Consider the following 25,028-nt stretch of genomic DNA (forward strand, 5'->3'; position numbering starts at 1 on the left):
GGGCAGAAGGCCGAAGAGCAACAAGACGAGCCAGAGACCGGTTCGCGCTGGAGGGAAAGCCAAATGAGGAAGCTTCCGGGGATCATCCTGGCGGGATGCGCGAGCGCCGCCATGATCGCGGCCGGTCCTGCCATGGCCGAGGACGCGGCGATGCCGGAGATCGATGGCGTCACCATCGTCACGCGGGCGAAGGCGCCGGAGGGGCACCCGCTCGATGAAGTCGTTTCCGGCTTCGAGTTCCGGACCGAGGAGACCAAGGAACTCGAACTCGATGACTTCACCAATCCAGGTTTCCTGATGGTCGAGGTCGGTGAGGGCGAATGGTCCAATGTCGACGGCACGGCGGGAAAATCCTGCCAGAGCTGTCACGATGACGCTTCGGAAAGCATGAAGGGCGTGCGCGCCGCCATGCCGAAGTGGAGCGACGCCGCGGGCAAGCCGCTCACCCTCGAGCAGACGATCAATGCCTGCCGCACCGAGCGCATGGGCGCCGAGGCCTGGAAGTGGGAATCGGACAAGATGCTCGGCATGACGGCCTATGTGGGCCTGCAGTCGCGCGGCATGCCGGTGCAGCTCGACCTGGCCGCTGGCGACATGCAGAGCTGGTGGGATCGCGGCAAGGAACTCTATTACACCCGCACCGGCCAGCTCGATCTTGCCTGTTCCAACTGCCACGAAGACAACAACGGCAAGTACATCCGCGCCGACCACCTGAGCCAGGGGCAGTCGAATGGCTTCCCGACCTATCGGCTCAAGTGGCAGAAGCTCGGCTCGCTGCACCGCCGCCTGAAGGGCTGTATCAAGGACACGCGCGCCAAGCCCTATGACGTCGGCTCTGACGAACTGGTGGCGCTGGAGACCTATCTCGCTTGGCGCGGCACGGGGCTTTCGGTGGAAACGCCCGCGGTGCGCAACTGACGCGCTGACCGGACCGGGCTCAAGCCCGGGCCGGTCGCTTCAGGGTCGAACGATCCGTCAGGGCCATTGCCGCTGCCGGCGCGCGGCCCGAGGGAAGGCGTCCCGCCTTCGACCGCACAAGATCAACCCGGCAAGACCGGTCGGGCGTCCTTGCGACGCAACGGCCTTGCCTTGCCCGAACCGCAACGCCCGGGCTCGCGTGCCGCGAGCCACGCCCGCTCCCGACGGGTGCCTCGAACGACAGAAAATCGGCGACCCAGCCCGCAACGGGCCTGGCGGAGCGGACCAGAAGACCGGAAAGACGACGATGATCTCGAGACGCGAATTCCTGATGGCCGCGGTTGCCACCGGCGCCCTGACCGCCGGGTCGGGCTTCGGCAACTGGGCCCGGCTTGCGGCGCAGCAGGCGCTTTCCCAGGACGACATTCTCGGCTTCCGCCCGCTTGGCAATGTCACGCTGGTGCATCTGACCGATATCCACGCCCAGCTCATGCCGATCTGGTTCCGCGAACCCTCCACCAATCTCGGTGTCGGCGAGGTCAAGGGACTGCCGCCGCATGTGACCGGCGACGACTTCCTCAAGCTCTACAACCTCAAGCCCGGCTCGCCGGAAGCCTATGCGCTGACCTCGACCGACTTCGACGCGCTGTCGCGGGCCTATGGCCGCATGGGCGGCGTCGACCGGATCGCCACGGTGCTCAAGTCGATCCGCGCCGAGCGCGAGGCCAACACGCTGTTCCTCGACGGCGGCGACACGTGGCAGGGCAGCTATACCTCGCTCAAGACCGGTGGCGAGGACATGATTGAGGTGATGAACGCGCTGGCGCCGGATGCGATGACCGGCCACTGGGAGTTCACCTATGGCGCCGACCGGGTGAAGGAACTGGTCGATGCCTTGCCCTATCCCTTCCTTGGCGGCAACGTGCGCGACACCGAGTGGGATGAGGCGGTCTTCGAGGCCTACCGGCTCTACGAACGCGGCGGCGTGCGCATCGCCGTCATCGGCCAGGCCTTTCCCTACACGCCGGTTGCCAATCCGCGCTGGATGATCCCGACCTGGTCCTTCGGCATTCGCGAGGAGGACGTGCAGGCCAATGTGGACGCGGCGCGCGAGGAGGGGGCCGATGTGGTGGTTCTGCTCTCCCACAACGGCTTCGACGTGGACCGCAAGCTGGCGTCGCGGGTGACCGGCATCGACGTCATCCTGACCGGTCACACCCATGACGCGCTGCCCGAGCCCGTGCTGGTCGGCAAGACGCTGCTGGTTGCCTCCGGCTCCAACGGCAAGTTCCTTTCCCGCCTCGATCTGGATGTGCGGGATGGAGAGGTGAAGGATTACCGCTACAAGCTGATCCCGATCTTTTCCGACGTGATCGCACCGGACGCGGAGATTTCCGCGCTGGTGGAGAAGGTGCGCGCGCCCTATGCGGACGAACTCGCCCGCGAGCTGGCCACCACCGACACGCTGCTTTACCGGCGCGGCAATTTCAACGGAACCTTCGACGACCTGATCTGCGAGGCGCTGCTGGAGCAGCGCGAGGCCGAGATCGCCCTGTCGCCGGGATTCCGCTGGGGCACCAGCGTGCCCTCGGGCGAGGCGATCCGGGTGGAGGACCTGCACAACGCGGTCTCGATGACCTATCCGGCCGTCTACCGCAACGAGATGACCGGCGCGACGCTGAAGGACATCCTTGAGGATGTGGCCGACAATCTCTTCAACGCCGACCCCTACTACCAGCAGGGTGGCGACATGGTGCGCGTCGGCGGAATGGGCTATGCGATCGACCCGACCAGGGAGATCGGAAGCCGCATCTCGGACATGACGCTGCTGGCCGACGGCACCCCCATCGACGCCTCGCGCAGCTATGTCGTCGCCGGCTGGGCCAGCGTCAATGAAGGCACCGAGGGGCCGGCGATCTGGGATGTGGTCGAGGCCCATCTCAAGGATCGCAGCACCGTCACGCTCGAACCCAACAGGTCGGTGAAGGTCACCGGCATCTGAAATCCGCGCCCGAAGGGGTGCGGAATCCGTCTTTAATGTTCACGTATCTGAAATTGTAAATCTGAAACGCGAGAGCCGGAGTGGAACATGTCCAGATCGCGAAATTCCGGGGAGACGCCCGCCGATCCGTCGCGCCGCCTGCTGCTGAAGGCGGGGCTTGCCGCCGGCGGGCTGGCGGCAACGGGCGGCATCGCCCGGGCGAATGAGGCCAACCCCGACAATCTTCCGCCGAATGTGGCCGACTGGAGCCGTTATCTCGGCGCCGGCGTCGACGCGGCGCCTTACGGCGTGCCCTCCGAGCACGAGGCGCATGTGGTGCGCCGCAGCGTCGAATGGCTGACGGCCTCGCGCGAGAGCTCGGTGAACTTCACGCCGCTGCACGAGCTCGACGGCATCCTCACGCCGAACGGCCTGTGCTTCGAGCGCCATCACGGCGGCGTCGCCGACATGAATCCGACCGACTATCGGTTGATGATCAACGGCCTGGTCGACACGCCGCTGATCTTCACGCTGGAGGACCTGAAGCGCTTCCCGCGCGAAAACCGCATCTACTTCCTGGAATGCGCGGCGAACTCGGGCATGGAATGGCGCGGCGCCCAGCTCAACGGCTGCCAGTTCACCCATGGTATGGTCCATTGCGTGATGTATACCGGCGTGCCGCTGCGCTATCTGCTGGAGGAGGCGGGGCTGAAGACCAATGCCCGCTGGATCATGCCGGAGGGCGGCGATTCCTCCGCCATGAACCGCTCGATCCCGATGGAAAAGGCGCTCGATGACTGCATGGTCGCCTTCAAGATGAACGGCGAGGCGCTGCGGCCCGAGCAGGGCTATCCCGCCCGCCTCGTGGTGCCTGGCTGGGAAGGCAACATGTGGGTGAAGTGGCTGCGCCGCATCGAGGTGGGCGACGAGCCGTGGCATGCCCGCGAGGAGACCTCCAAGTACACCGACCTGATGGCCGACGGCCGGGCGCGCCGCTTCACCTGGCTGATGGACGCCAAGTCGGTGATCACCAGTCCGAGCCCGCAGGCGCCCATCGTCCATGGCAAGGGCCAGACGGTGCTCACCGGTCTGGCCTGGTCGGGGCGCGGCAGCATCACCCGCGTCGATGTCACGCTCGATGGCGGCAAGAACTGGCATCGCGCACGCATCGACGGACCGAGCCTGCCCAAGGCGCTGCACCGCTTCTATCTCGAGTTCGACTGGGACGGATCCGACCTGCTGCTGCAGTCGCGCGCCTATGATGACACCGGCTATGTGCAGCCGACCAAGAACGAGCTGCGCGCGGTGCGCGGAACCAACTCGATCTACCACAACAACGGCATCCAGACCTGGCATGTGGCGGAGAACGGGAGTGTTGAAAATGTCGAGATTTCGTAAGGCATTCGCCGCCTCGGCGCTGACGCTGGCGGTTGCCGCCGCCGGGCCGGTCGCGGCCGGAAAGCTCGGCCTCGGTACCAGGGCGAGCGAGGCGGAGATCGCCGGCTGGGACATTGATGTGCGCCCCGACGGCCAGGGGTTGCCGGAGGGCCGCGGCACGGTGAGCGAGGGCGATGCGCTCTTCGCCGAGCGTTGCGCGGCCTGCCACGGCGACTTCGCGGAAGGAGCAGGGCGCTGGCCGGTGCTGGCGGGCGGACAGGGGACGCTGAAGAGCGACAACCCGGTCAAGACCATCGGCTCCTACTGGCCGTATCTCTCCACGGTCTACGACTACATCCACCGCGCCATGCCCTTTGGCGATGCCCAGAGCCTGACACCGGACGAGACCTACGCCATCGTCGCCTATCTGCTCTACATGAATGACGTGGTGACGGATGAGGAGTTCGAGCTGTCGAAGGAGAACTTCTCCACGATCCGCATGCCGAACGAGGGTGGCTTCACCGACGACGACCGGCCCGACACACCGCTGGCGACGAAGGCCGAGCCCTGCATGAGCGACTGCAAGGCGGAGGTGAAGATCACCAAGCGCGCGCGCATCATCGACGTGACGCCGGACGCCGGCGACGACGAGACGGCTGGCGTCAACGTCGATTGACGCAGGTGTTTCACAACGCACCTTGGAAACAAATTAGCCGGTAAAGTTCTATCGGCTGCTTTTGCAAGCCTTCAGGCCGGCGGTGTATCACCGCCGGCCTTTTTGCATGGATTTCAATCCGCTCCAGCCTGCTGTGCACGCTTGTCACGCGCCGGGATTTCCGGCAGAAGCGCGCGCATCCGATCAATCAAGCGGCGCGGAGCGGTGGCCAGGATCAGGCCCGCCATGATGAATGCGAAGCCGGCAAAGTGATAGAGGTGCAGCTCCTCGCCGAGGAAGACGACCGACATCAGCACGCCATAGGGCGGCAGCAGGTACATGAAGAGCCCGGTGGTTGAGGGGCCGACGACCTTCACTCCGTACTGGAACGTCGAAAAGGCGAGAACCGAGGCGCCGAGCGCGAGGCCGAGGATGGAGATCCAGGCATCGGCGTGAACCGGGAAACGGCCGGTTTCGGCGATCTCGACGACCGTGAAGGGCAGCAGCGTCAGCGCGCCGGCGGCGGCGAGCGTGGCAAAGAGCGACAGCGTCGGCACTTCGGCGAAGGCTGGCCGCTTCAACAGCACCGAATAGCCCGCCCAGGCCATGGCGGCGAGCGCCATCAGCACATCGCCGGCGTTGAGCTCGAGCGCCAGCAGCGTCGCCAGGGAGCCCTTGACCACGATCAACACCACCCCGGCGATGGCGAGCAGGATGCCGAGCCCTTCGCGCGTGCCGATCCTCCGCCCCCGGAACAGCCATTCCAGCAGCAGGATGAGAACCGGCGAAGACGTGTAGATCAGCGTCGCATTGGAGGCCGTCGTGTAGTTCAGCGCGAAATAGACGCCGGCCCCGCAGATCCACATGCCGAGAATGCCCATGATCCCGAGCGTCGTCCACTCGCGCTGGAGCGTCTCGCGGTGGGCGCGCATGCCGGCGAGCGCGAAGGGCAGCAGCATCGCGAAGGCGAGGATCCAGCGCAGGAACGCCAGCGTCCAGGGCTCAACCGTGGAGATGGCGGCGCGGCCGATGACCAGGTTGGAAGAGAAGAAGACCGGCATGACGATAAGCAGGGCATAGGCCCTGTGCCGAGGGTCCTTGAGGTCGATCATGCTGTCCTGACGGTTTGCACGAGAAGGAGAGGACGCGGCGCGCGCGTCGGGAGAGCGCAGACGCTAACGGTTTTCGGGGAGGCTTTAAAGACCACCGCGCGAGAGGCGGCATGCGCTCAGCGCACGGCTGCGAGGCTCTCCGGTCTCGGATCGGCAACGGGGCGGCAGGGCAGATCGGGCGCGGCGAGGAAGGCGCAGGCGGTCGCGGCGTCGGCGGCATTGGGGAAGGGGCCGGCGAGCAGGCGGGCGCCGCCGGTTTCCGTCTCGACCAGACGATGGGCCAGCTCGCCCGGGATCTTCGTCGCGCCGGAGATCAGCTTCTTCCAGGCCGCATCCGCATCGGCGGCGCTGTCGAAACGGCCAAGCTCGATGGCGAAATCCGTGCGGGCGATGCGCCCGCTCTCGGCGCCGGAAATGCGGCCGGCGGCGCGCCCGACCGTCAGCGCCGGGGCCGGACCGGCCACCGGCAAGACTGCGGCGGCGTCTGTCGCGGTCGCGACCGGCTTTTCAAGCGGGCGGGGAATCGAGCCGACCGCGTCCGACCCGGAAGCTCCGGGCAGCGCGACGATGCGCACCGGCTTGCGCATGGTCTCCGGCAGCGCCTTTTCAACGAGGCGGGTGTCCTTCTCCGGCGCGGGGCGTGACATTTCCGTCGCTTCGGGATTTTCGTGGACAAAGCGGAACGCGGTGGTGTCGCCGTCACCGGTGGGCCCGTCGGCGTCGATGCGCCGGGCGTTTCTTTCGGCGCGCGGCGCCGGGATCGTCTCGACCGGCGTCGGACTGCCGACGGCCGCCACCACGGCGCGGTCGAGCCTGTCCTGAAAGTTTTCCTGAACCGGCTCCGCCGTGGCGGCGGACGCCTTGGCGTCGCGGGCGATGGATCCTGTGGTGGCGGGCCCGTCGGTGCTGCCTGGATGGGGCGAGGCGCGACCGGCAACCGCCTTGCCGGCGCTGGCCGTCGTCCGGCCGGCATCGGCCGTCGGGGAGGGGACCTTGCTCGCAGGCTTTGCCGAGACGGCGGCGGCCTTCGCGGCGGTCTCTTTCGCGGGCGCCTTGATCTGTGAGCGTTTTTCCGACGTCTTGCCGTCGCCGGTGCGCGCCTTGTCACCCTCGCGCGGGATCTTGTCACCTTCGCGCGGGATGTCAGGGAAGCGCGCGCCCTCGCGTAGCACCGCCATCGTGCGGCGCAGTTCGGCGACCTCCCGGCGCAGGGCATCGACCTCCGCGGTCAGTCGGCGGCGCGCCTGCTCGCCCTCGACCCCACCGGAGGAAGGATAGACCTCGATGCGCGTGCCGTCGGCGGACCTGCGGCCGATCGAGGCGGTTGACGTGACATCGCCTGGCGGCGGCAGCAGCACGGCGGCCGTGCGCGTGCCCTCGCGGCGGTGCTCGATGTTCTGGCCGAAGTACAGGGAGGACAGACCGATGACGGCCGACAACGCGGCCGCGGAGCCCCACAGGGCCACCCAGCCGGCATCGCTTCTACCGCCCTTGCGCGGAGAGTTGTCGTCGCCGTGGTCTTGCCGTTTCACGAAAACCCGCCCCGGGCCTGATCCAAGTCGAACCTAGAAGAGGCTCAACAAGGTTAACAAGCCTTAAATCCGGCGGCGTGGGGGTGCGAAAGTCGCCCCGCGTTGCGCTCTTGCCGCATCCCGCCGCGGCGTTGCCTCTTTCTTTGCAATTGGCTGTCACGAAGTGAAACAGGTTTTGATTGTGCGTCGGCCCGCCGTCTTCGCTATGGCTGTCCGCGAAGGTTGAGTTGTGGCGCGACGGGCGCCCGAACGCGGAGACGAACATTCATGTGCGGAATTGTCGGCATTCTGGGGAAGGGCGCTGTTGCGGGGCAGATCGTCGATGCGCTGAAGCGTCTCGAATACCGGGGGTATGATTCGGCCGGCGTCGCCACCTTGTGCGACGGCAAGCTGGCGCGGTGCCGTGCGCCGGGCAAGCTGCGCAACCTGCAGGAAAAGCTCGAGCGGGCGCCGCTGGCCGGTGAGGCCGGCATCGGTCACACCCGCTGGGCGACCCATGGCGCGGCGACGGAGGCCAATGCCCATCCGCATTCCGCCCCCGGCGTCTCCGTCGTGCACAACGGCATTATCGAGAACTACCTGTCCCTGCGCGGCGCGCTCCTGTCCGCCGGCGCGGTGCTTTCCAGCGACACCGACACGGAGGTGGTCGCCCATCTGGTTTCGCGCGAGATCGCTGCCGGCTCCAGCCCGCAGCAGGCCGTCGCCGCCGTGCTGCCGCGCCTGCAGGGCGCTTTCGCGCTCGCCTTCCTCTTCGAAGACCATCCCGATCTGCTGATCGGCGCGCGGCGCGGCTCGCCGCTTGCCATCGGCCACGGCGATGGCGAGATGTTCCTGGGCTCCGACGCCATCGCTCTGTCGCCCTTCACCGACCGCATCACCTATCTGGAAGAAGGCGACTGGGTCGTGCTGACGCGCGCCGGGGCAACGATCCGCGATGCCTCCGACGCCGTGGTCGAGCGCCCGATGGTTTCCTCGCAGGCCGTGTCGCTTGCGGTCGACAAGGGCAACTACCGCCATTTCATGGCCAAGGAGATCCACGAGCAGCCGGAGGTCATCGGCCACACGCTGTCGCGCTACCTTGACCTGACGAAGATGGAGACCGTGCTGGAAGGGGCGGGCACTCTCGACTTCACCGGGATCAACCGGCTGATCATCTCCGCTTGCGGCACGGCCTATTACGCCGGCCTCGTCGCCAAATACTGGTTCGAGAAGGTGGCACGTCTGCCGGTCGACATCGATGTCGCCTCGGAATTCCGTTACCGTGAGGCGCCTGTCGGGCCGGGCGATCTGGCGCTCTTCGTCTCCCAGTCGGGCGAGACCGCCGACACGCTCGCCTCGCTGCGTTACTGCAAGGCCAATGGCGTCACCACGGCAGCCATCGTCAATGTGCCCGAATCGACCATCGCCCGCGAGGCGGACCTCATCTTTCCGACCATCGCCGGGCGCGAGATCGGCGTCGCCTCGACCAAGGCCTTCACCTGTCAGCTCGCCGTGCTTGCCTCGCTGGCGATCCATGCCGGCCGCCAGCGAGGCACGATCGACGCCGCCGAAGCCTTCCGTCTGGTGCGTCAGCTCGCGGAAGTGCCGGCCGCGCTGAACCGGGCGCTGGCCTGCGAGGCGGAGGTCGAGCAGCTCGCCCAGCCGCTGTCGCGCGCCCGCGACGTGCTCTACCTCGGACGCGGAACCAGCTTCGCGCTGGCCATGGAAGGGGCGCTGAAGCTCAAGGAGATCTCCTACATCCACGCCGAGGGCTATGCGGCGGGCGAGCTGAAGCACGGGCCCATCGCGCTGATTGACGAGGACGTGCCTGTGGTCGTCATCGCGCCCTTCGACGCGGTGTTCGAGAAGACCGTGTCGAACATGGAAGAAGTCGCCGCGCGCGGCGGCAAGGTGGTGCTCATCACCGACGAGAAGGGCCGCGAAGCCTGCGGCGCGCCGACCTGGAAGACCATCGTGCTGCCCGACGCGCCCGATTTCACGGCACCGATCATCTTTGCCCTGCCGGTGCAGCTGCTCGCCTATCACACGGCCGTCTTCATGGGCACCGACGTGGACCAGCCGCGCAACCTGGCGAAATCCGTCACTGTGGAGTGACGGGCGGGGCAGTGACGGGCGGGGAACCGATTGGGCTCCCGCATGTCCGAGGTGACGGCGGTGCGGGGGCCTCGGCCGGCGATGCGGCGGCTGGTTCGCCCGGTGCGTTCCGCAGGATGCGGAGCCCGTACTGCGGGCGCTGCGGGACCCAATAGGCCCCGGGTCAAGCCCGGGGTGACAGTGGTGCGGGGGCGCGGCCGGCGATGCGATGGCCGGCGATGTGGGGGGCAGCGATGAGGGCGGTGGCCGGCGATGTGGCGGCCGGCGATGTGGGCGGTGACGGCGATGCGGGCGAGCCGTGTGCGGTCGCATGGGGGGCTGCGGCGCGGTAGGCTGCGGCAGATCTCACAGACGTCATCCCGGGCTTGACCCGGGACCCAATCCACTTTGTGGCGGTCGAGGCGGCGGCTGGTTCGCCCGGTGCGTTCCGCAGGTTCCGGAGCCCGTACTGCGGGCGCTGTGGGAGCCAATAGACCCCGGGTCAAGCCCGGGGTGACGGTGGTGCGGGGCGCGCGGCCGGCGATGCGATGGCTGGCTATGTGGGGGGCAGAGATGAGGACGGTGGCCGGCGATGTGGCAACCGGCGGTGTAGGCGAGCAGCGGCGGGTCGGCTGCTGTGGACGTTGGGGGGGCAGGTGGCGTGCGGGGCGTGCGTTTCGCGAAACGGAAACCAACCATTAAGCCTGTTGGGCCACACTGGCGGGAGAGAACGGTTCGTATTCAGTCAGGTCTCGTCCAAAGTGCCCTTCAGTGCCACCCGCTACCGTCGCAAGACCTTCCGCCAGCGCCTCACGGCTCCGGTCTTCGCGCTTGCCCTCGTCGGATATTTCGGATTCCATGCCCTTAACGGTGAGCTTGGTCTCGTCGGCAAGGCGCGGATCGAGCACCGCTATGCGGAGCTCGAGAAGGAGCTCACCCACCTTACGGCCGAGCGCGAGGAGTTGCAGCGCCGGGTCATGCTGCTTCGGCCAGAAAGCCTCGATCCGGACATGATCGACGAGCGCGCGCGAGAGAGCCTGAACCTCGTGCAGCCCCAGGAACTGGCGATCCTGCGCCCCCGGCCTCGCAACTGATTTTACTCGATTTCAGTTCAAAAGGTCGACTTAACGGATTTTCTGTTAATCTCTGAATTCGTTATTTTTGACAATCACTTAGTGTGTGTTTGACATACCCGCGAGCCCGCCCCATTTCACTTCCACAAGCGCTCGGCTTCCGCTAGCCTAGCGTCGGGGAAACGCCGTTCCGAAACAGGAACGCCAATGTGAGGCGAGGGATATGGCAGCATCGTCAGCAAAGAGCGCCGGCGCGCGCGCGAAAGGCGCCGGCGGATCGCGCGGGGGGGCGGCCAAGTCCGCTCCGGAGATCGAGAAATTCACGAAGGAACAGGAGCTCGAGGCCTATCGGCACATGCTCCTCATCCGCCGCTTCGAGGAAAAGGCCGGCCAGCTCTACGGCATGGGCCTGATCGGCGGCTTCTGTCACCTCTACATCGGCCAGGAGGCCGTCGTCGTCGGGATGCGCATGGCATCGAAGGACGGCGACCAGATGATCACGGGCTACCGCGATCACGGCCACATGCTCGCCATGGACATGGACCCGAAGGGCGTCATGGCCGAACTGACCGGACGCCGGGGCGGCTATTCCAAGGGGAAGGGCGGCTCCATGCACATGTTCTCCAAGGAAAAGCAGTTCTACGGCGGCCACGGCATCGTCGGCGGGCAGGTCTCGCTCGGCACCGGCCTCGCCTTCGCCAACCGCTACCGCGAGAACGGCGCCGTCTCGATGACCTATTTCGGCGACGGCGCGAGCAACCAGGGGCAGGTCTACGAGAGCTTCAACATGGCGGAGCTCTGGAAGCTTCCCGTGGTCTATGTGATCGAGAACAACAAATACGGCATGGGCACCAGCGTCGAGCGCGCCTCGGCGACGACGGACCTTTCGCATCGCGGCGCCTCCTTCGGCATTCCCGGCGAGCAGGTCGACGGCATGGACGTACGCGCGGTCAAGGCGGCCAGCGAAAAGGCGCTTGAGCACTGCCGTTCGGGCAAGGGGCCCTACATCCTGGAGATGATCACCTATCGCTACCGCGGCCACTCCATGTCGGATCCGGCGAAATACCGGTCCAAGGAGGAGGTGCAGAAGATGCGCACCGAGCACGACCCGATCGAGCAGGTGCGCAAGCGTCTTCTGGACGAGGGCTGGGCAAGCGAGGACGACCTCAAGGCGATCGACAAGAAGGTTCGCGAGATCGTCGCCGAGGCGGCGGAATTCGCACAGACCGATCCCGAGCCGGATGCGTCCGAGCTTTACACCGACATTCTCCTCTAAGGGTGGGGCGCAAAGATGCCGATTGATATTCTGATGCCGGCCCTCTCGCCGACGATGGAAGAGGGCACCCTGGCGAAATGGGTGAAGAAGGAAGGTGACACCGTATCGGCCGGCGATGTGATCGCCGAAATCGAGACGGACAAGGCGACGATGGAAGTCGAGGCGGTCGACGAGGGCACGCTCGGCAAGATCCTGGTCGCCGAGGGCACCGAGAACGTCAAGGTCAACACGCCGATTGCGCTGCTGCTCGAGGAAGGCGAGGACGCCTCCGCCCTCGACGCGGCACCGAAGAAGGCCGCCGAAGCGCCCAAGGCGCAGGGCAAGGCGGAGGAGGCTTCGGCCAGCGCTCCCGCAGCGCCTGCCGCCCCGGCGGCGCCCGCGGCCAGCGAGCCCGACGTCCCCGAAGGCACGCCGATGGTCCAGTCGACCGTTCGCGAGGCCCTGCGCGATGCCATGGCCGAGGAAATGCGCCGCGACGGCGATGTGTTCCTGATGGGCGAGGAAGTCGCCGAATACCAGGGCGCCTACAAGATCTCGCAAGGGCTGCTCGACGAGTTCGGCGCGCGCCGCGTGATCGACACGCCGATCACCGAGCACGGGTTCGCCGGTCTCGGCGTCGGCGCGGCGATGGCGGGCCTGCGTCCCATCGTCGAGTTCATGACCTTCAACTTCGCCATGCAGGCGATCGACCAGATCATCAACTCGGCCGCCAAGACGCTCTACATGTCGGGTGGCCAGATGGGCGCGCCGATCGTGTTTCGCGGGCCGAACGGCGCGGCGGCGCGTGTCGGCGCGCAGCACAGCCAGGATTATGCCGCCTGGTATGCCCATGTTCCGGGCCTCAAGGTTGTGCAGCCCTGGTCGGCGGCCGATGCCAAGGGCCTGCTCAAGGCGGCGATCCGCGATCCGAACCCGGTGATCTTCCTCGAGAACGAGATCCTCTACGGCCAGACCTTCGATCTGCCGGACGTCGAGGATTTCGTCCTGCCGATCGGCAAGGCCAAGGTGGAGCGCGCCGGTACGGATGTGACCATCGTTTCTTGGGGCATCGGCATGACCTACGTCATGAAGGCGCTCGAGGAGCTGGAGGCGCAGGGCATCTCGGCCGAGGTCGTAAACCTGCGCAGCATTCGCCCGCTCGACATCGACACGGTGCTCGCCTCGGTGAAGAAGACCGGCCGTCTGGTGACGGTCGAGGAAGCCTTCCCGATGTGCTCCGTCTCGGCCGAGATCGGCTATCAGGTGCAGGAGAAGGCCTTCGACTGGCTCGACGCGCCGATCCTGCGCGTGACCGGCAAGGACGTTCCGATGCCCTATGCCGCCAATCTCGAGAAGCTGGCGCTGCCGTCGGTGAAGGAAGTCATCGACGCGGTGAAAGCCGTCACCTACACGGCCTGAGGGGGACCAAGCCATGCCGATCAAGATTTTGATGCCGGCCCTCTCGCCGACGATGGAAGAGGGCAACCTGGCCAAGTGGCTGGTGAAGGAAGGCGACAGCGTTTCCTCCGGTGACGTGATCGCCGAGATCGAGACCGACAAGGCGACCATGGAAGTGGAAGCCGTCGACGAGGGAACCGTCGGCAAGATCCTCGTGGAGGCCGGCGCCCAGGGCGTGAAGGTCAACGAGGTGATTGCGCTGCTGCTGGAAGAGGGCGAGGACGCCTCGGCGCTCGACGGCGTCGGCAACGACAACGGCGGGCCCAAGGCTTCCGGGAGCGAGGCGCCGTCCGGCAAGGACGAGGCCCCCGCGACGGCGTCCGAGGACAAGCCGGCCGCCGATCGGGGACCGGTCGCCTCCGGCGAGGAGCCGGCCAAGGCCCCGCCGCCGCCGAGCGCACAGGATGGCGGGCGCATCTTCGCCTCGCCGCTCGCGCGCCGTCTTGCCGCCGAGGGCGGGCTGGACCTTGCCGCGATGACGGGCTCCGGCCCGCACGGACGTATCGTCAAGCGCGATGTTGACGAGGCGCTGAAGTCGGGCACCGCGCGCAAGGGCGCGGAGGCTCCGAAGGCGGACAAGGCTACCGCCGCCGAGGCGCCGAAGGCGACGGCCCCGGCCGGGATGGCCGACAGCCAGATCCTCAAGCTCTTCGAGGAAGGCTCCTACGAGGTCGTGCCGCATGACAACATGCGCAAGACCATCGCCAAGCGGCTGACGGAATCGAAGCAGACCGTGCCGCATTTCTACCTGACGGTGGATTGCGAGCTCGACGCGCTGCTGGCGCTGCGCGCCCAGCTCAACGACGCCGCGCCGAAGGACAAGGACGGCAAGCCGGCCTACAAGCTTTCGGTCAACGACATGGTGATCAAGGCGCATGCGCTGGCGCTCAAGGCCGTTCCGATGGCCAACGCCAGCTGGACCGACGGCGGCATGCTTGTTCACAAGCACGCGGACGTCGGCGTTGCGGTCGCCATCGACGGGGGGCTGATCACGCCGATCATCCGCCGCGCCGAGGAAAAGCCCCTGTCGCTCATCTCCAACGAGATGAAGGACCTGGCCGCGCGTGCCCGCACGCGCAAGCTTCAGCCGCAGGAGTACCAGGGTGGAACCACCTCGGTCTCCAACCTCGGCATGTTCGGCATCAAGGACTTCGCCGCCGTGATCAACCCGCCGCATGCCACCATCCTGGCGGTCGGCGCGGGCGAGAAGCGGGCCGTGGTGAAGAACGATGAGCTGGCCATCGCCACGGTGATGTCGGTGACGCTGTCGACCGACCACCGCGCTGTCGACGGCGCGCTCGGCGCCGAGCTGGTCAAGGCGTTCAAGCAGTTCATCGAAAACCCGATGTCGATGCTGGTATGACCGTTGGCGGCGGCCGGGAGATCCCCCGGTCGCCGCCGGTCCTTTTAGCCCTTTGCCATATCCGGGCGGCAGCCGGCGCGCGCCAATCCCGCGCCCCGCCGTCCGAGCTGGAGGATTTTTCATGAGCGGCACGTCCTACGACGTCATCATCATCGGCTCGGGCCCGGGCGGCTATGTGACCGCGATCCGCGCGGCGCAGCTCGGCCTGAAGACGGCCATCGTCGAGCGTGAGCACCTGGGCGGCATCTGCCTGAACTGGGGCTGCATCCCGACCAAGGCGCTGCTGCGCTCGGCCGAGATCCTCGACAATGCCAACCACGCCAAGAGCTTCGGCCTGAAGCTCGAGGGCAAGATGACGGCGGACGTGAAGGACGTGGTCGCCCGCTCGCGCGGCGTCTCGGCGCGCCTCAACGGCGGCGTCGCCTACCTGATGAAGAAGAACAAGATCGACGTGATCTGGGGCGAGGCGAAGCTGACAAAGCCCGGCGAGATCAAGGTGGCGAAATCGTCGAAGCCGGTAGTCGAGCCGCAGAACCCGGTTCCCAAGGGCGTCAAGGGCGAGGGCACCTACACCGCGAAGCACATCATCGTCGCGACCGGCGCACGCCCGCGCGCGCTGCCTGGCATCGAGCCGGACGGCAAGCTGATCTGGACCTATTTCGAGGCGATGAAGCCGGACTTCATGCCGAAGTCGCTGGTCGTCATGGGCTCGGGCGCCATCGGCATCGAGTTCGCCTCCTTCTACCGCTCCATGGGCGTCGACGTGACCGTCGTCGAGGTGATGTCGCAGGTGATGCCGGTGGAAGACGCCGAAATCTCGGCGCTCGCGCGCAAGCAACTCGAAAAGCGCGGCATGAAGATCATGACCGAGGCCAAGGTTGCCAAGGTCGAGAAGGGCGCGAACTCGATCACCGCCCATGTCGAGACGAAGGACGGCAAGGTGGAGAAGATCACCGCCGACCGCCTGATCTCCGCCGTCGGCGTGCAGGGCAACGTCGAGGGTCTCGGCCTTGAGGACCTGGGCGTCAAGACGGAGCGGGGCTGCATCGTCATCGACGGCTACGGCAAGACCAACGTGCCCGGCCTCTATGCCATCGGCGACGTCGCCGGCCCGCCGATGCTCGCCCACAAGGCCGAGCACGAGGGCGTCGTGTGCATCGAGAAGATCGCCGGCCTGCCGAACGTCCACGCGATGGACAAGGGCAAGATCCCGGGCTGCACCTACTGCAACCCGCAGGTCGCCTCCGTGGGCCTGACGGAAGCGAAGGCGAAGGAGGCGGGCCGCGAAATCCGCGTCGGCCGCTACAGCTTCAATGCCAACGGCAAGGCCATCGCGCTCGGCGAGGACCAGGGGATGATCAAGACCATCTTCGACAAGAAGACGGGCGAGCTGCTCGGCGCGCATATGGTCGGCGCGGAAGTGACCGAGTTGATCCAGGGTTTCGTCGTCGCCATGAACCTGGAGACGACCGAGGAAGAGCTGATGCACACGATCTTCCCGCATCCGACGCTTTCGGAGATGATGAAGGAAAGCGTGCTCGACGCCTACGGCCGCGTGCTGAATGCCTGACAAGCCTTTCCCGCGCGGCTGCCATGTGCGCGCGGGGTTTGCTGTCGCAGCGCGAAAGGCTAGGCTGAGCCAACAGTTCGGGATCGCGGCAAGGGTGCTGGATCCGCAAGCAGGAGACTAGCGCATGGACGTGAAGAACATCGTGATCTGGTGCGTCATCGGCCTCATCGCCGGCTGGCTGGCAAGTCTCATCATCGGCGGTGGCGGTCTGGTCCGCTATCTGCTGACCGGCCTCATCGGCGCGTTCGTCGGCGGCTTCCTGTTCAACGCCATCGGGATCAACATCAATCTCGGCAATGTCTTCGTGAACCAGATCGTGATCGCCGCCATCGGTGCGATCGTGGTGGTTCTCGCCGCCCGCCTCATCGCCTGAGCGGACGCGGCAAGCCAGCGACGGATACAAGGATCGACAGATGGGTTTTCTCCTCTGGATCGTCATCGGCCTCATCGCGGGCGCGGTGGCGCATCGTGTCTTCGACAGCCGGGGCGGCTTCCTCGGCAGTCTGGTCGTCGGCCTGATCGGCGCGCTCGTGGGCGGCAAGCTTGCGGACCTGCTGCGGCTGCATGTCACGGGCGGGATCATCGACCAGCTTCTGCTGGCGACCGTCGGGGCGGTGCTTTTCCTGTTTGTCTGGCGCAAGATCAGGGGGCGGTGACAGGCCGTCCGGTTTCTCGGAAATCCCACAGGCCGACGCGAAACCCCGCGCCCTGGAACCTTCGTCCTGCTTGACGAAGCGCACGAAGAAGGACAAGTGAGGGCCATGGTAACGATCCTCGACACGATCTCGAACAAGCCCGAGGGCGCGGAGCGCCCGCGTCATCCGGAAAAGGCCCACCGCCCGGACAATCCGATCCAGCGCAAGCCCGCCTGGATCCGGGTGAAGGCACCGACGTCCCCGGTCTACCGCGAGACGCAACAGGTGGTGCGCTCCAACAACCTCGTCACCGTGTGCGAGGAAGCTGGTTGCCCGAACATCGGCGAGTGCTGGTCGAAGAAGCACGCGAGCTTCATGATCCTCGGCGATACCTGCACGCGCGCCTGCGCCTTTTGCAATGTGCGCACGGGCATGCCGGGACCGGTGGACGAGAACGAGCCGACGGGCGTCGCCGAGGCGGTGGCGACCATGGGGCTGGAGCATGTGGTGATCACCTCGGTCGACCGCGACGATCTCGACGATGGCGGGGCCACCCATTTCGCCAATGTCATCCGTGAGATCCGCAAGCGCGCGCCGAAGACCACCATCGAGGTGCTGACGCCGGACTTCCTGCGCAAGCCCGGCGCGCTGGAGATCGTGGTCGAGGCGCGACCGGATGTCTTCAACCACAATCTGGAGACGGTGCCGTCCAAATATCTGACCGTGAGGCCGGGCGCGCGCTACTTCCACTCGATCCGCCTGCTGCAGCGGGTGAAGGAACTCGACCCGACCATGTTCACCAAGTCCGGCATCATGGTCGGTCTCGGCGAGGAGCGGAACGAGGTCCTTCAGCTCATGGACGACCTCAGGACGGCGGATGTCGACTTCCTGACCATCGGCCAGTACCTGCAGCCGAGCTCCAAGCACCACGCTGTGGCGCGCTTCGTGACGCCCGACGAGTTCAAGGCCTTCGAGAAGATCGCCTACGCCAAGGGCTTCCTGAAGGTTTCGGCAAGCCCGCTGACGCGTTCGTCGCATCACGCGGGCGAGGATTTCGCCGATCTCGTGAAGGCGCGCGCGGCGAAGCTCGGAGCCGCCGTCATCTAGTCGAATGGCCCGCGCCGCGCTCCGGCAGGAGACGCGGCGCGCTGCCTTTTCGCGCGCTGATGCGTGACCCATCGACCCGCAAAGCCGTCGAGAAAGAATGCCTTCGTTCCAAACCGTTCACAAGGTGGCGCATTCCGCCCAGGACATGTTCGCGCTCGTTGCGGATGTGGAGAAATACCCGGAATTCGTGCCGCTCTGCGAGGGGCTTTCAGTGCGCGGCCGTCGCGACAACGAGGATGGGACATCGCTTCTCGTCGCCGACATGACGGTTGCCTACAAGCTCTTCCGCGAGACCTTCACAAGCCGGGTGACGCTGTTTCCGCAAAAGGGCGAGATTCTGGTGGAGTATCTCGATGGTCCCTTTCGCCATCTCGAGAACCGCTGGACCTTCGTGCCGGTGACCGACGACAGCAGCGAGATCGGCTTCTTCATCACCTATGAATTCAAGAGCCGCACGCTGAGCGCGCTGATGTCGGCGATGTTCGACCGGGCGTTTCGCAAGTTCTCGGATGCTTTCGAGGCGCGCGCCGACCGGGTTTACGGCCCGGCCTGAAGTCCGGACCTCGCGCACGAGAAAAGGCCGCTCCTTCCGGGACGCGGCCTTTTTTATAGGGCGGATCGGGGGGGCAGGTCAGATGCGCCGGCGCTCAGCGCGCGTGGTAGGACGAACTGACGTTGCCGGAATTCTTGAAGCCGGAGAAGGCGCGGCTGATGTGGCGGAAGCGGTCGCGTCGGTTCAGCGCCTCGTCGCTGGCATACATCACGTCGACATTGTCTTCGTCGATGCCGATATCGGCGAGTTTGACCTGATCGGCCGGGTCCTTGCACACATGCACCCAGCCCTTGCCGACGTTGAACTCAAGGCCGACCACGCGCCCTTCATCCGCCTCGTAATTCATCCAGGCGACGGTCTTGGCGCGCACGAAATAGGGGCGCCCGCAGAAGGTCACCTTGTGCAGGTTGCTGCCGGTGCGGTCGTACAGGCGATGGCCGGAATGGAACGAGCCATCCGGCAACCGTGAAACGATGAACATGTCTTCCGCGGCCAGAGATGTCGCCGGACAGACGAACATCAGGAGGGCCGCGAGTGCGGAAATACGCATGAACTGGTCCTCTTCCCCGCCATATGCTCGCCGTTTCGCCTCAAAATATCAACTGCCCCGACCAACAACCCCTCGGTGTGCTGAACGCGTGGTGTCAGGGGTCGATAAAATTGGACAGAGCGGCAAGGGCCCGTCGTACGGTGGCGAGGCGGATTGCGCCACGGCTTTCCTCCGGTCCGAACCGCTCCTCAACATGTTGCGTCGGCTGGCCTTTTCTCGCAATCCCGAAATGTACCAAGCCGACGGGCTTGTCCGGTGAGCCGCCGCCAGGGCCGGCAATGCCGGTGACCGCGACGGCAAGATCGGCCCGGGATGCGGCCAGCGCCCCCTCGGCCATCGCCAGGGCAACCTCGCGGCTGACCGCGCCGTGCGTCTCGATCAGCGCCCCGGGCACGCCGATCATCTCCATCTTGGCTTCGTTCGAATAGGTGACGAAGCCGCGGTCGACCACGGCGGAGGATCCCGGCACCTCGGTCAGCACGCCGGCGATCAGTCCGCCGGTGCAGGATTCGGCCGTGGCGATCATCAGGCCGCGCTGCGCGCAGCGCGCCACCAGGGCAGCGGCATCGTCGAAAAGCGGGGCGAGGTCGGTCATGCGGGCTCCTTGCCGTCGTCCCCGGCGGCCGGGTCGGGGAGGGAGAGCGGCAGCTTGACCGTCGCCGTGGCGAGCGCCGCGATGCCTTCCGAGCGGCCGGTGAAGCCGAGCTTCTCCGAGGTCGTCGCCTTCACCGATACCCGGTCGAGGGCGAGCCCGCAAATCTCCGCGATGCGCGCGCGCATGGCCTCGCGATGCGGGCCGATCTTGGGGTGTTCGCAGACGATCGTCGCGTCGAGGTGCTGGATGCGGCCATTCCGTCCGGCGATCCTTTCGGCCGCGAAGCGCAGGAAGATATCCGAGGAGGCCTTGTGCCACTCCGCCTCGCTCGGCGGGAAGTGGTGGCCGATGTCGCCATCGCAGATGGTCGCGAGCAGCGCGTCGGTCAGCGCGTGCAGCACCACGTCGGCGTCCGAATGTCCCTTGAGGCCCATGTCGTGCGGAATGGCGATGCCGCCGAGCATGACGTGGTCGCCCGGCTCGAAGGCGTGAACATCATAGGCGGTGGCGACGCGCGTCTCGCCCAATTCGGCGAGAAGGTCGGCCATCCTGAACTGGCGGTCTGCCTGCATGAGGTCCTCCGAGGTGGTGATCTTGACGTTGGCCGGATCGCCCGGAACGATGGCAACATCGAGCCCGGCCCACTGGGCGACGGCGGCATCGTCGGTGAGGTGGGTGACGCCGGCGGAGGCGGCCGCCTCATGGGCGTTGAGGATGGCGTCGTAATCGAAGGTCTGCGGCGTCTGCGCCGCGTAGAGGCCGCTGCGCTCGACCGTGTCGGCAACGGAAGCGCCGACCGCGTCGGCCCGCTTCAGCGTGTCGGACACGGCGATGGCGGCAAGCGTCGCCTTGTGGCCGCGCATCAGCGCGTCGACCGAGGCGGCGATCACCGCCGGGCTGACAAAAGGCCTGGCCGCGTCGTGGACAAGCACGCGGGAGATGCCGTGCTCGGCAAGAGCGCGCAGGCCGAACAGCACCGACTGCTGCCGCGTGCTGCCGCCGGAGGCGGGAGGCAGCAGGCGGTAGGGCGCCTCCAGTCCGGCGACGGCCTGCCGGTAATGGTCGCCGTCGTCGGGGTGGATCACCACCATCACCTTGCCGATCTGGGGAGCGGCCGCGAGCGCCTGCAACGTGCGGCGCAGCACGGTCTGCCCGCCGATGGCACGGTACTGCTTGGGCGCGCCGTCGGCGCCGACGCGCGAGCCGCGTCCGGCGGCGACGACCAGGACGGCCGTGCCATCGGCAGCGGCTGTATCCTGGTCCTGTCTCCTGGCGGCGGGCATTCGATCACTCCTCGGCGATTGGCGAGCTGTGCGGTTGCGGCATGTTTCGCATGCGGGTTTTGTCGGTTTCCTCCCGTCCCGACAAGAGTTAAGTGCAATGCGGAAAATTGGCCCTTGCGACAAGATAGCCAATGACTATTATCTAGGCACAATGGGAAGTGCACATCATATGAGCAAGATGCTTCAGGATCCGGCGAATGACGCCCTGACCGTCGGGGGGCATGTTCTCGCGAACCGCGCGTTCCTCGCCCCGATGTCGGGCGTGACGGATGTGCCCTTCCGCCGGCTTGCCCACCGCTTTGGCGCGGGGCTGGTGGTGTCCGAGATGGTTGCCTGCGAGCAACTGGCCGAGGGCGACGCCGATACGAAGCTGCGCAGCGAGGGAATCGACGGCGCGATCCACGTCGTGCAGCTCGCCGGCCGCGAGGCGCACTGGATGGCGGAAGGTGCGCGCATCGCCGTCGACGCCGGCGCGGACATCATCGATATCAACATGGGCTGCCCGGCGAAACGCGTGACGACCGGCTATTCGGGGTCGGCGCTGATGCGCGATCTCGACCACGCGGTGACGCTGATCGAGGCCACGATCGCCGCCTCCAGCGTTCCCGTGACGGTGAAGATGCGCCTTGGCTGGGACAGCGACAGCCTCAACGCCCCGGAGCTTGCCGCACGCGCCGAGGCGGCGGGCGTGGCGATGGTGACCGTTCACGGCCGCACCCGTTGCCAGTTCTACAAGGGCACGGCCGATTGGGATGCAATTGGCGCGGTGCGCGCGCGCATCGGCATTCCGCTGGTGGCCAACGGCGATTGCGCCAGCGCGGCGGACGCTCGCGACATGCGGGTGCGCTGTGGCGCGGACGCGGTGATGATCGGGCGCTCCTGTTACGGCCGGCCCTGGCTTGCCGGACAGATCGGGGCGGAGCTTGCCGGGCGCGAGCCGGTGGCAACGCCCGCCGGTGAGGCGCTGGCCGATCTCGTGTGCGAGCACGTCGGGATGATGCTTGATCACTACGGAACGGCGCGGGGGCTGATGCTCGCGCGCAAGCACATCGCCTGGTATCTGGACGCGGCCGATGGCGAGATGCCCGGCGAGGCGCGCAAGGCGCTCCTGACCTCGACGGACCCGCGCTTCGTCCTGGCGACGCTGGCGCGCTGGTTTTCATCCGCAACACGCCTTGGGGAGGCGGCATGACAGACGTTCATCACATCGCTACGCCGCACTCGCTCAACGGGGCCATGGCACAGGTGCTCGACGCTCTTCCGCATCCGGTCATCCTGGTCGACCCGCAGGGGCGCATCGCCGAGGCAAACATGGCCGCGGAAAGCTTCTTCCGCGCCAGCGCCCCGGTCATGCGCCGGCATCCGATCTCCCATTTCGTGCCGTTCGGCAGCCCGCTGCTGCTGCTGATCTCGCAGGTGCGCGAGCGCGGCGCGCCGGTCAACGAATACAAGGTCGACATCAGCTCGCCGCGCATCGGCGCGGAGAAGATCATCGACATCATCGCAGCGCCGGTCAACGACCGGCCGGGCGCCGTGGTCTTGATGCTGCAGGAACGCGGCATGGCGGAGAAGATCGACCGCCAGCTGACCTCGCGCGGCGCGGCGCGCACGGTCTCGGGTCTGGCGACCATGCTCGCGCATGAGATCAAGAACCCGCTCTCGGGTATTCGCGGCGCGGCCCAGCTCCTGGAGGGATCGGCGGCCGAGGAAGATCGTCCGCTGACCCGGCTGATCATGGACGAGACCGACCGGATCGTGAAACTCGTCGACCGCATGGAAGTCTTCTCCGACGAACGGCCGATCGAGCGCGAGCCGGTCAACATCCACGTGGTGCTCGATCACGTCCAGCGCCTCGCACAGTCGGGCTTCGCCCGCAACGTGCCGATCAGCGTCGAATACGACCCCTCGCTGCCGCGGGTCTATGCCAACCGCGACCAGCTCGTGCAGGTGTTCCTGAACCTGGTGAAGAACGCCTGCGAGGCGATTTCCGAACATCAGGGCGGCGAGATCACGCTGACGACGGCCTACCGGCCGGGGATCCGGCTTTCCGTGCCGGGTTCCTCGGAGAGGGTCAGTCTGCCGCTCGAGTTCTGCGTTCGCGACAACGGTCCGGGCGTGCCGGAGGACCTGCTCCCGCATCTCTTCGACCCTTTCGTTACCACCAAGGCCAATGGCTCCGGCCTCGGCCTCGCGCTTGTCGCCAAGATCATCGGAGATCATGGCGGCGTGATCGAGTGCGACAGCCAGCCCGGCCGAACCTCATTTCGCATCCTGATGCCCGCCTACGCGGAGCATGACGAGACCTGAACCCCGGGGAACCCGACCATATGCCAACCGGTACAATCCTCGTCGCCGACGACGACGCCGCCATCCGTACGGTGCTGAACCAGGCACTGTCGCGGGCCGGCTACACCGTCCGACTCACCTCCAACGCGACGACGCTCTGGCGCTGGGTGTCGTCCGGCGACGGCGATCTGGTGATCACTGACGTGATGATGCCGGACGAGAACGCCTTCGACGTGCTGCCGCGCATCAAGAAGATGCGGCCCGACCTGCCGGTCATCGTCATGAGCGCGCAGAACACGTTCATGACGGCGATCCGCGCCTCGGAGAAGGGCGCGTATGAATATCTGCCCAAGCCCTTCGACCTGAAGGAACTGACGACCATCGTCGGGCGGGCGCTTTCCGAGCCGAAGCGCCAGCGCATCGAGCATGTGGAAGAGCCGGGCGAGAACATCCCGCTGGTCGGCCGCTCGCCGGCGATGCAGGAAATCTACCGGGTTCTTGCGCGGCTGATGCAGACGGACCTGTCTGTCATGATCAATGGCGAGTCGGGCACCGGCAAGGAGCTGGTGGCACGCGCGCTCCACGACTATGGCAAGCGGCGCAACGGTCCGTTCGTCGCCATCAACATGGCGGCGATCCCGCGCGACCTGATCGAGGCCGAGCTCTTCGGTCACGAGAAGGGGGCGTTCACCGGCGCGCAACAGCGCTCCGCCGGCCGTTTCGAGCAGGCCGACGGCGGCACGCTCTTCCTCGACGAGATCGGCGACATGCCGATGGAGGCGCAGACCCGCCTCCTGCGGGTGCTCCAGCAGGGCGAATACACCACCGTCGGCGGTCGCGTGCCGATCCGCACCGACGTGCGGATCGTCGCGGCGACCAACAAGGATCTGCGCCAGCTCATCAACCAGGGGCTCTTCCGCGAGGATCTCTATTACCGGCTGAACGTGGTGCCGATCCGCCTGCCGCCGCTGCGCGAGCGCACGGAGGACATTCCCGATTTGGTGCGCCACTTCTTCGCGCTCGCCGAGAAGGAAGGGCTGCCGGTCAAGCAGATCGAGGCGGCTGCCGTCGACCGGCTGCGCCGCTACCGCTGGCCGGGCAATGTGCGCGAACTGGAAAACCTGGTGCGTCGCCTCACCGCGCTCTACCCCCAGGACGTGATCTCCGCCGCGCTTATCGACACGGAGCTGAGCCAGCCGACGGCCCCGGCCGAGGAGGAGGAGAACGCGCAGGTCGATCTCTCGGGGTCGGTCGAGCGATACCTCAATGCCTATTTCCAGGCCTTCGGCGACGCGCTGCCGCCTCCCGGCCTCTATCACCGCATCCTGCGGGAAGTGGAATATCCGCTGATCGGGGCGGCTCTGGCGGCAACGCGGGGCAACCAGATCAAGGCGGCGGAACTGCTCGGGGTGAACCGGAACACGCTGCGCAAGAAGATCCGCGACCTTGACGTGCAGGTGATCCGCTCGACGCGCTGATGCTCGGTCGCGGGCGGGGGAGGCACGCCGCGGCGGGCCACCGCCCGCGGCCGACGCTCCGGTGCGCGGGCGTTTGAATTGACCGCAAACCTGTCGTATTTTGGCAACATTGTGTGTTAAGGGTGCCGCATCCGCGTGCCGAAACAGCGCGTGCCGATTCCAGACAATGGTAGT

Annotated in this window: 22 protein-coding genes; 17 read left to right on the forward strand and 5 right to left on the reverse strand. The window is 66.6% G+C overall.

The genetic code is table 11. The features are described from left to right. Nucleotides 1-63 precede the first annotated feature (63 nt). From soxA to ACSLUQ_RS06385, 4 genes are all read left to right on the forward strand, one after another. Nucleotides 64-918, forward strand: coding sequence for a sulfur oxidation c-type cytochrome SoxA (gene soxA, locus ACSLUQ_RS06370; protein WP_417773250.1), 855 nt, complete (start codon nucleotides 64-66; stop codon nucleotides 916-918). A 307-nt stretch (nucleotides 919-1,225) separates the two neighbouring features. Next, the gene (gene soxB, locus ACSLUQ_RS06375) at nucleotides 1,226-2,920 is read left to right on the forward strand and encodes a thiosulfohydrolase SoxB (RefSeq protein ID WP_461808003.1); all 1,695 of its coding nucleotides are present in this window, start codon (nucleotides 1,226-1,228) and stop codon (nucleotides 2,918-2,920) included. 87 nt (nucleotides 2,921-3,007) lie between these two features. Continuing rightward, entirely contained in the window at nucleotides 3,008-4,297 is a 1,290-nt protein-coding gene (gene soxC / locus ACSLUQ_RS06380; protein ID WP_417773252.1) for a sulfite dehydrogenase, read from the forward strand. Continuing rightward, complete coding sequence (locus tag ACSLUQ_RS06385) at nucleotides 4,281-4,952, forward strand: c-type cytochrome (RefSeq protein ID WP_417773253.1); 672 nt, start codon at nucleotides 4,281-4,283, stop codon at nucleotides 4,950-4,952. Before soxC ends, ACSLUQ_RS06385 begins: the two co-directional genes overlap by 17 nt. A gap of 113 nt (nucleotides 4,953-5,065) precedes the next feature. Here ACSLUQ_RS06385 and ACSLUQ_RS06390 read toward each other — a convergent pair whose 3' ends face one another. Both ACSLUQ_RS06390 and ACSLUQ_RS06395 read right to left on the reverse strand, forming a co-directional pair. Next, nucleotides 5,066-6,043 carry a DMT family transporter gene (locus ACSLUQ_RS06390; RefSeq protein WP_461808004.1) on the reverse strand — a complete coding sequence of 326 codons (978 nt, stop codon included), beginning with the start codon at nucleotides 6,041-6,043 and terminating at the stop codon, nucleotides 5,066-5,068. 116 nt (nucleotides 6,044-6,159) lie between these two features. Further along, nucleotides 6,160-7,575, reverse strand: coding sequence for an SPOR domain-containing protein (locus ACSLUQ_RS06395; RefSeq protein ID WP_461808005.1), 1,416 nt, complete (start codon nucleotides 7,573-7,575; stop codon nucleotides 6,160-6,162). A gap of 267 nt (nucleotides 7,576-7,842) precedes the next feature. On the opposite strand from ACSLUQ_RS06395, the gene glmS reads away from it, so the two are divergent. The 10 genes from glmS to ACSLUQ_RS06445 all read left to right on the forward strand — a co-directional run bounded on the left by glmS (nucleotide 7,843) and on the right by ACSLUQ_RS06445 (nucleotide 18,662). Continuing rightward, complete coding sequence (gene glmS, locus ACSLUQ_RS06400) at nucleotides 7,843-9,669, forward strand: glutamine--fructose-6-phosphate transaminase (isomerizing) (protein ID WP_417773256.1); 1,827 nt, start codon at nucleotides 7,843-7,845, stop codon at nucleotides 9,667-9,669. 740 nt (nucleotides 9,670-10,409) lie between these two features. Further along, entirely contained in the window at nucleotides 10,410-10,742 is a 333-nt protein-coding gene (locus ACSLUQ_RS06405; RefSeq protein WP_417773257.1) for an FtsB family cell division protein, read from the forward strand. Nucleotides 10,743-10,944: 202 nt separating this feature from the next. Beyond that, complete coding sequence (pdhA, locus tag ACSLUQ_RS06410) at nucleotides 10,945-11,997, forward strand: pyruvate dehydrogenase (acetyl-transferring) E1 component subunit alpha (protein ID WP_417773258.1); 1,053 nt, start codon at nucleotides 10,945-10,947, stop codon at nucleotides 11,995-11,997. Between the two features lie 15 nt (nucleotides 11,998-12,012). Continuing rightward, entirely contained in the window at nucleotides 12,013-13,395 is a 1,383-nt protein-coding gene (locus ACSLUQ_RS06415; protein ID WP_461808006.1) for a pyruvate dehydrogenase complex E1 component subunit beta, read from the forward strand. Between the two features lie 52 nt (nucleotides 13,396-13,447). Further along, complete coding sequence (locus tag ACSLUQ_RS06420) at nucleotides 13,448-14,797, forward strand: pyruvate dehydrogenase complex dihydrolipoamide acetyltransferase (protein ID WP_461808471.1); 1,350 nt, start codon at nucleotides 13,448-13,450, stop codon at nucleotides 14,795-14,797. Nucleotides 14,798-14,918: 121 nt separating this feature from the next. Next, nucleotides 14,919-16,367, forward strand: a complete 1,449-nt coding sequence (gene lpdA, locus ACSLUQ_RS06425) for a dihydrolipoyl dehydrogenase (RefSeq protein ID WP_461808007.1) — start codon at nucleotides 14,919-14,921, stop codon at nucleotides 16,365-16,367. Between the two features lie 124 nt (nucleotides 16,368-16,491). Next, nucleotides 16,492-16,740: a GlsB/YeaQ/YmgE family stress response membrane protein gene (locus ACSLUQ_RS06430; protein ID WP_417773262.1), complete on the forward strand. Its 249-nt coding sequence runs from the start codon at nucleotides 16,492-16,494 to the stop codon at nucleotides 16,738-16,740. A 40-nt stretch (nucleotides 16,741-16,780) separates the two neighbouring features. After that, complete coding sequence (locus ACSLUQ_RS06435) at nucleotides 16,781-17,023, forward strand: GlsB/YeaQ/YmgE family stress response membrane protein (RefSeq protein WP_417773263.1); 243 nt, start codon at nucleotides 16,781-16,783, stop codon at nucleotides 17,021-17,023. Between the two features lie 105 nt (nucleotides 17,024-17,128). Then, nucleotides 17,129-18,109: a lipoyl synthase gene (gene lipA / locus ACSLUQ_RS06440; RefSeq protein ID WP_417773264.1), complete on the forward strand. Its 981-nt coding sequence runs from the start codon at nucleotides 17,129-17,131 to the stop codon at nucleotides 18,107-18,109. A gap of 97 nt (nucleotides 18,110-18,206) precedes the next feature. Beyond that, entirely contained in the window at nucleotides 18,207-18,662 is a 456-nt protein-coding gene (locus ACSLUQ_RS06445) for a type II toxin-antitoxin system RatA family toxin (protein ID WP_417773265.1), read from the forward strand. A gap of 94 nt (nucleotides 18,663-18,756) precedes the next feature. Here the strand turns inward: ACSLUQ_RS06445 and ACSLUQ_RS06450 are convergent, their stop codons facing one another. The 3 genes from ACSLUQ_RS06450 to ACSLUQ_RS06460 form a co-directional block, all read right to left on the reverse strand. Continuing rightward, entirely contained in the window at nucleotides 18,757-19,212 is a 456-nt protein-coding gene (locus ACSLUQ_RS06450) for a hypothetical protein (protein WP_417773266.1), read from the reverse strand. A 94-nt stretch (nucleotides 19,213-19,306) separates the two neighbouring features. Continuing rightward, nucleotides 19,307-19,807: a CinA family protein gene (locus ACSLUQ_RS06455; RefSeq protein WP_461808008.1), complete on the reverse strand. Its 501-nt coding sequence runs from the start codon at nucleotides 19,805-19,807 to the stop codon at nucleotides 19,307-19,309. Further along, nucleotides 19,804-21,090 (reverse strand): bifunctional 2-C-methyl-D-erythritol 4-phosphate cytidylyltransferase/2-C-methyl-D-erythritol 2,4-cyclodiphosphate synthase, encoded by a 1,287-nt coding sequence (locus ACSLUQ_RS06460; protein WP_461808009.1) that lies wholly within the window; start codon nucleotides 21,088-21,090, stop codon nucleotides 19,804-19,806. Before ACSLUQ_RS06460 ends, ACSLUQ_RS06455 begins: the two co-directional genes overlap by 4 nt. Nucleotides 21,091-21,259: 169 nt before the next feature. Between ACSLUQ_RS06460 and dusB the strand changes: the two genes are divergently transcribed. Genes dusB through ntrC form a run of 3 tightly spaced genes read left to right on the forward strand, consistent with a single transcriptional unit; the run spans nucleotide 21,260 to nucleotide 24,854 of the window. After that, nucleotides 21,260-22,282, forward strand: a complete 1,023-nt coding sequence (dusB, locus tag ACSLUQ_RS06465) for a tRNA dihydrouridine synthase DusB (protein ID WP_461808010.1) — start codon at nucleotides 21,260-21,262, stop codon at nucleotides 22,280-22,282. After that, complete coding sequence (locus ACSLUQ_RS06470) at nucleotides 22,279-23,397, forward strand: two-component system sensor histidine kinase NtrB (RefSeq protein WP_417773270.1); 1,119 nt, start codon at nucleotides 22,279-22,281, stop codon at nucleotides 23,395-23,397. The genes dusB and ACSLUQ_RS06470 overlap by 4 nt, the downstream gene beginning before the upstream one ends. Nucleotides 23,398-23,417: 20 nt before the next feature. Continuing rightward, nucleotides 23,418-24,854 carry a nitrogen regulation protein NR(I) gene (gene ntrC / locus ACSLUQ_RS06475; RefSeq protein WP_417773271.1) on the forward strand — a complete coding sequence of 479 codons (1,437 nt, stop codon included), beginning with the start codon at nucleotides 23,418-23,420 and terminating at the stop codon, nucleotides 24,852-24,854. The last annotated feature ends 174 nt before the right edge of the window (nucleotides 24,855-25,028 follow it).

It is taken from the genome of Stappia sp. ICDLI1TA098 (assembly GCF_054880955.1).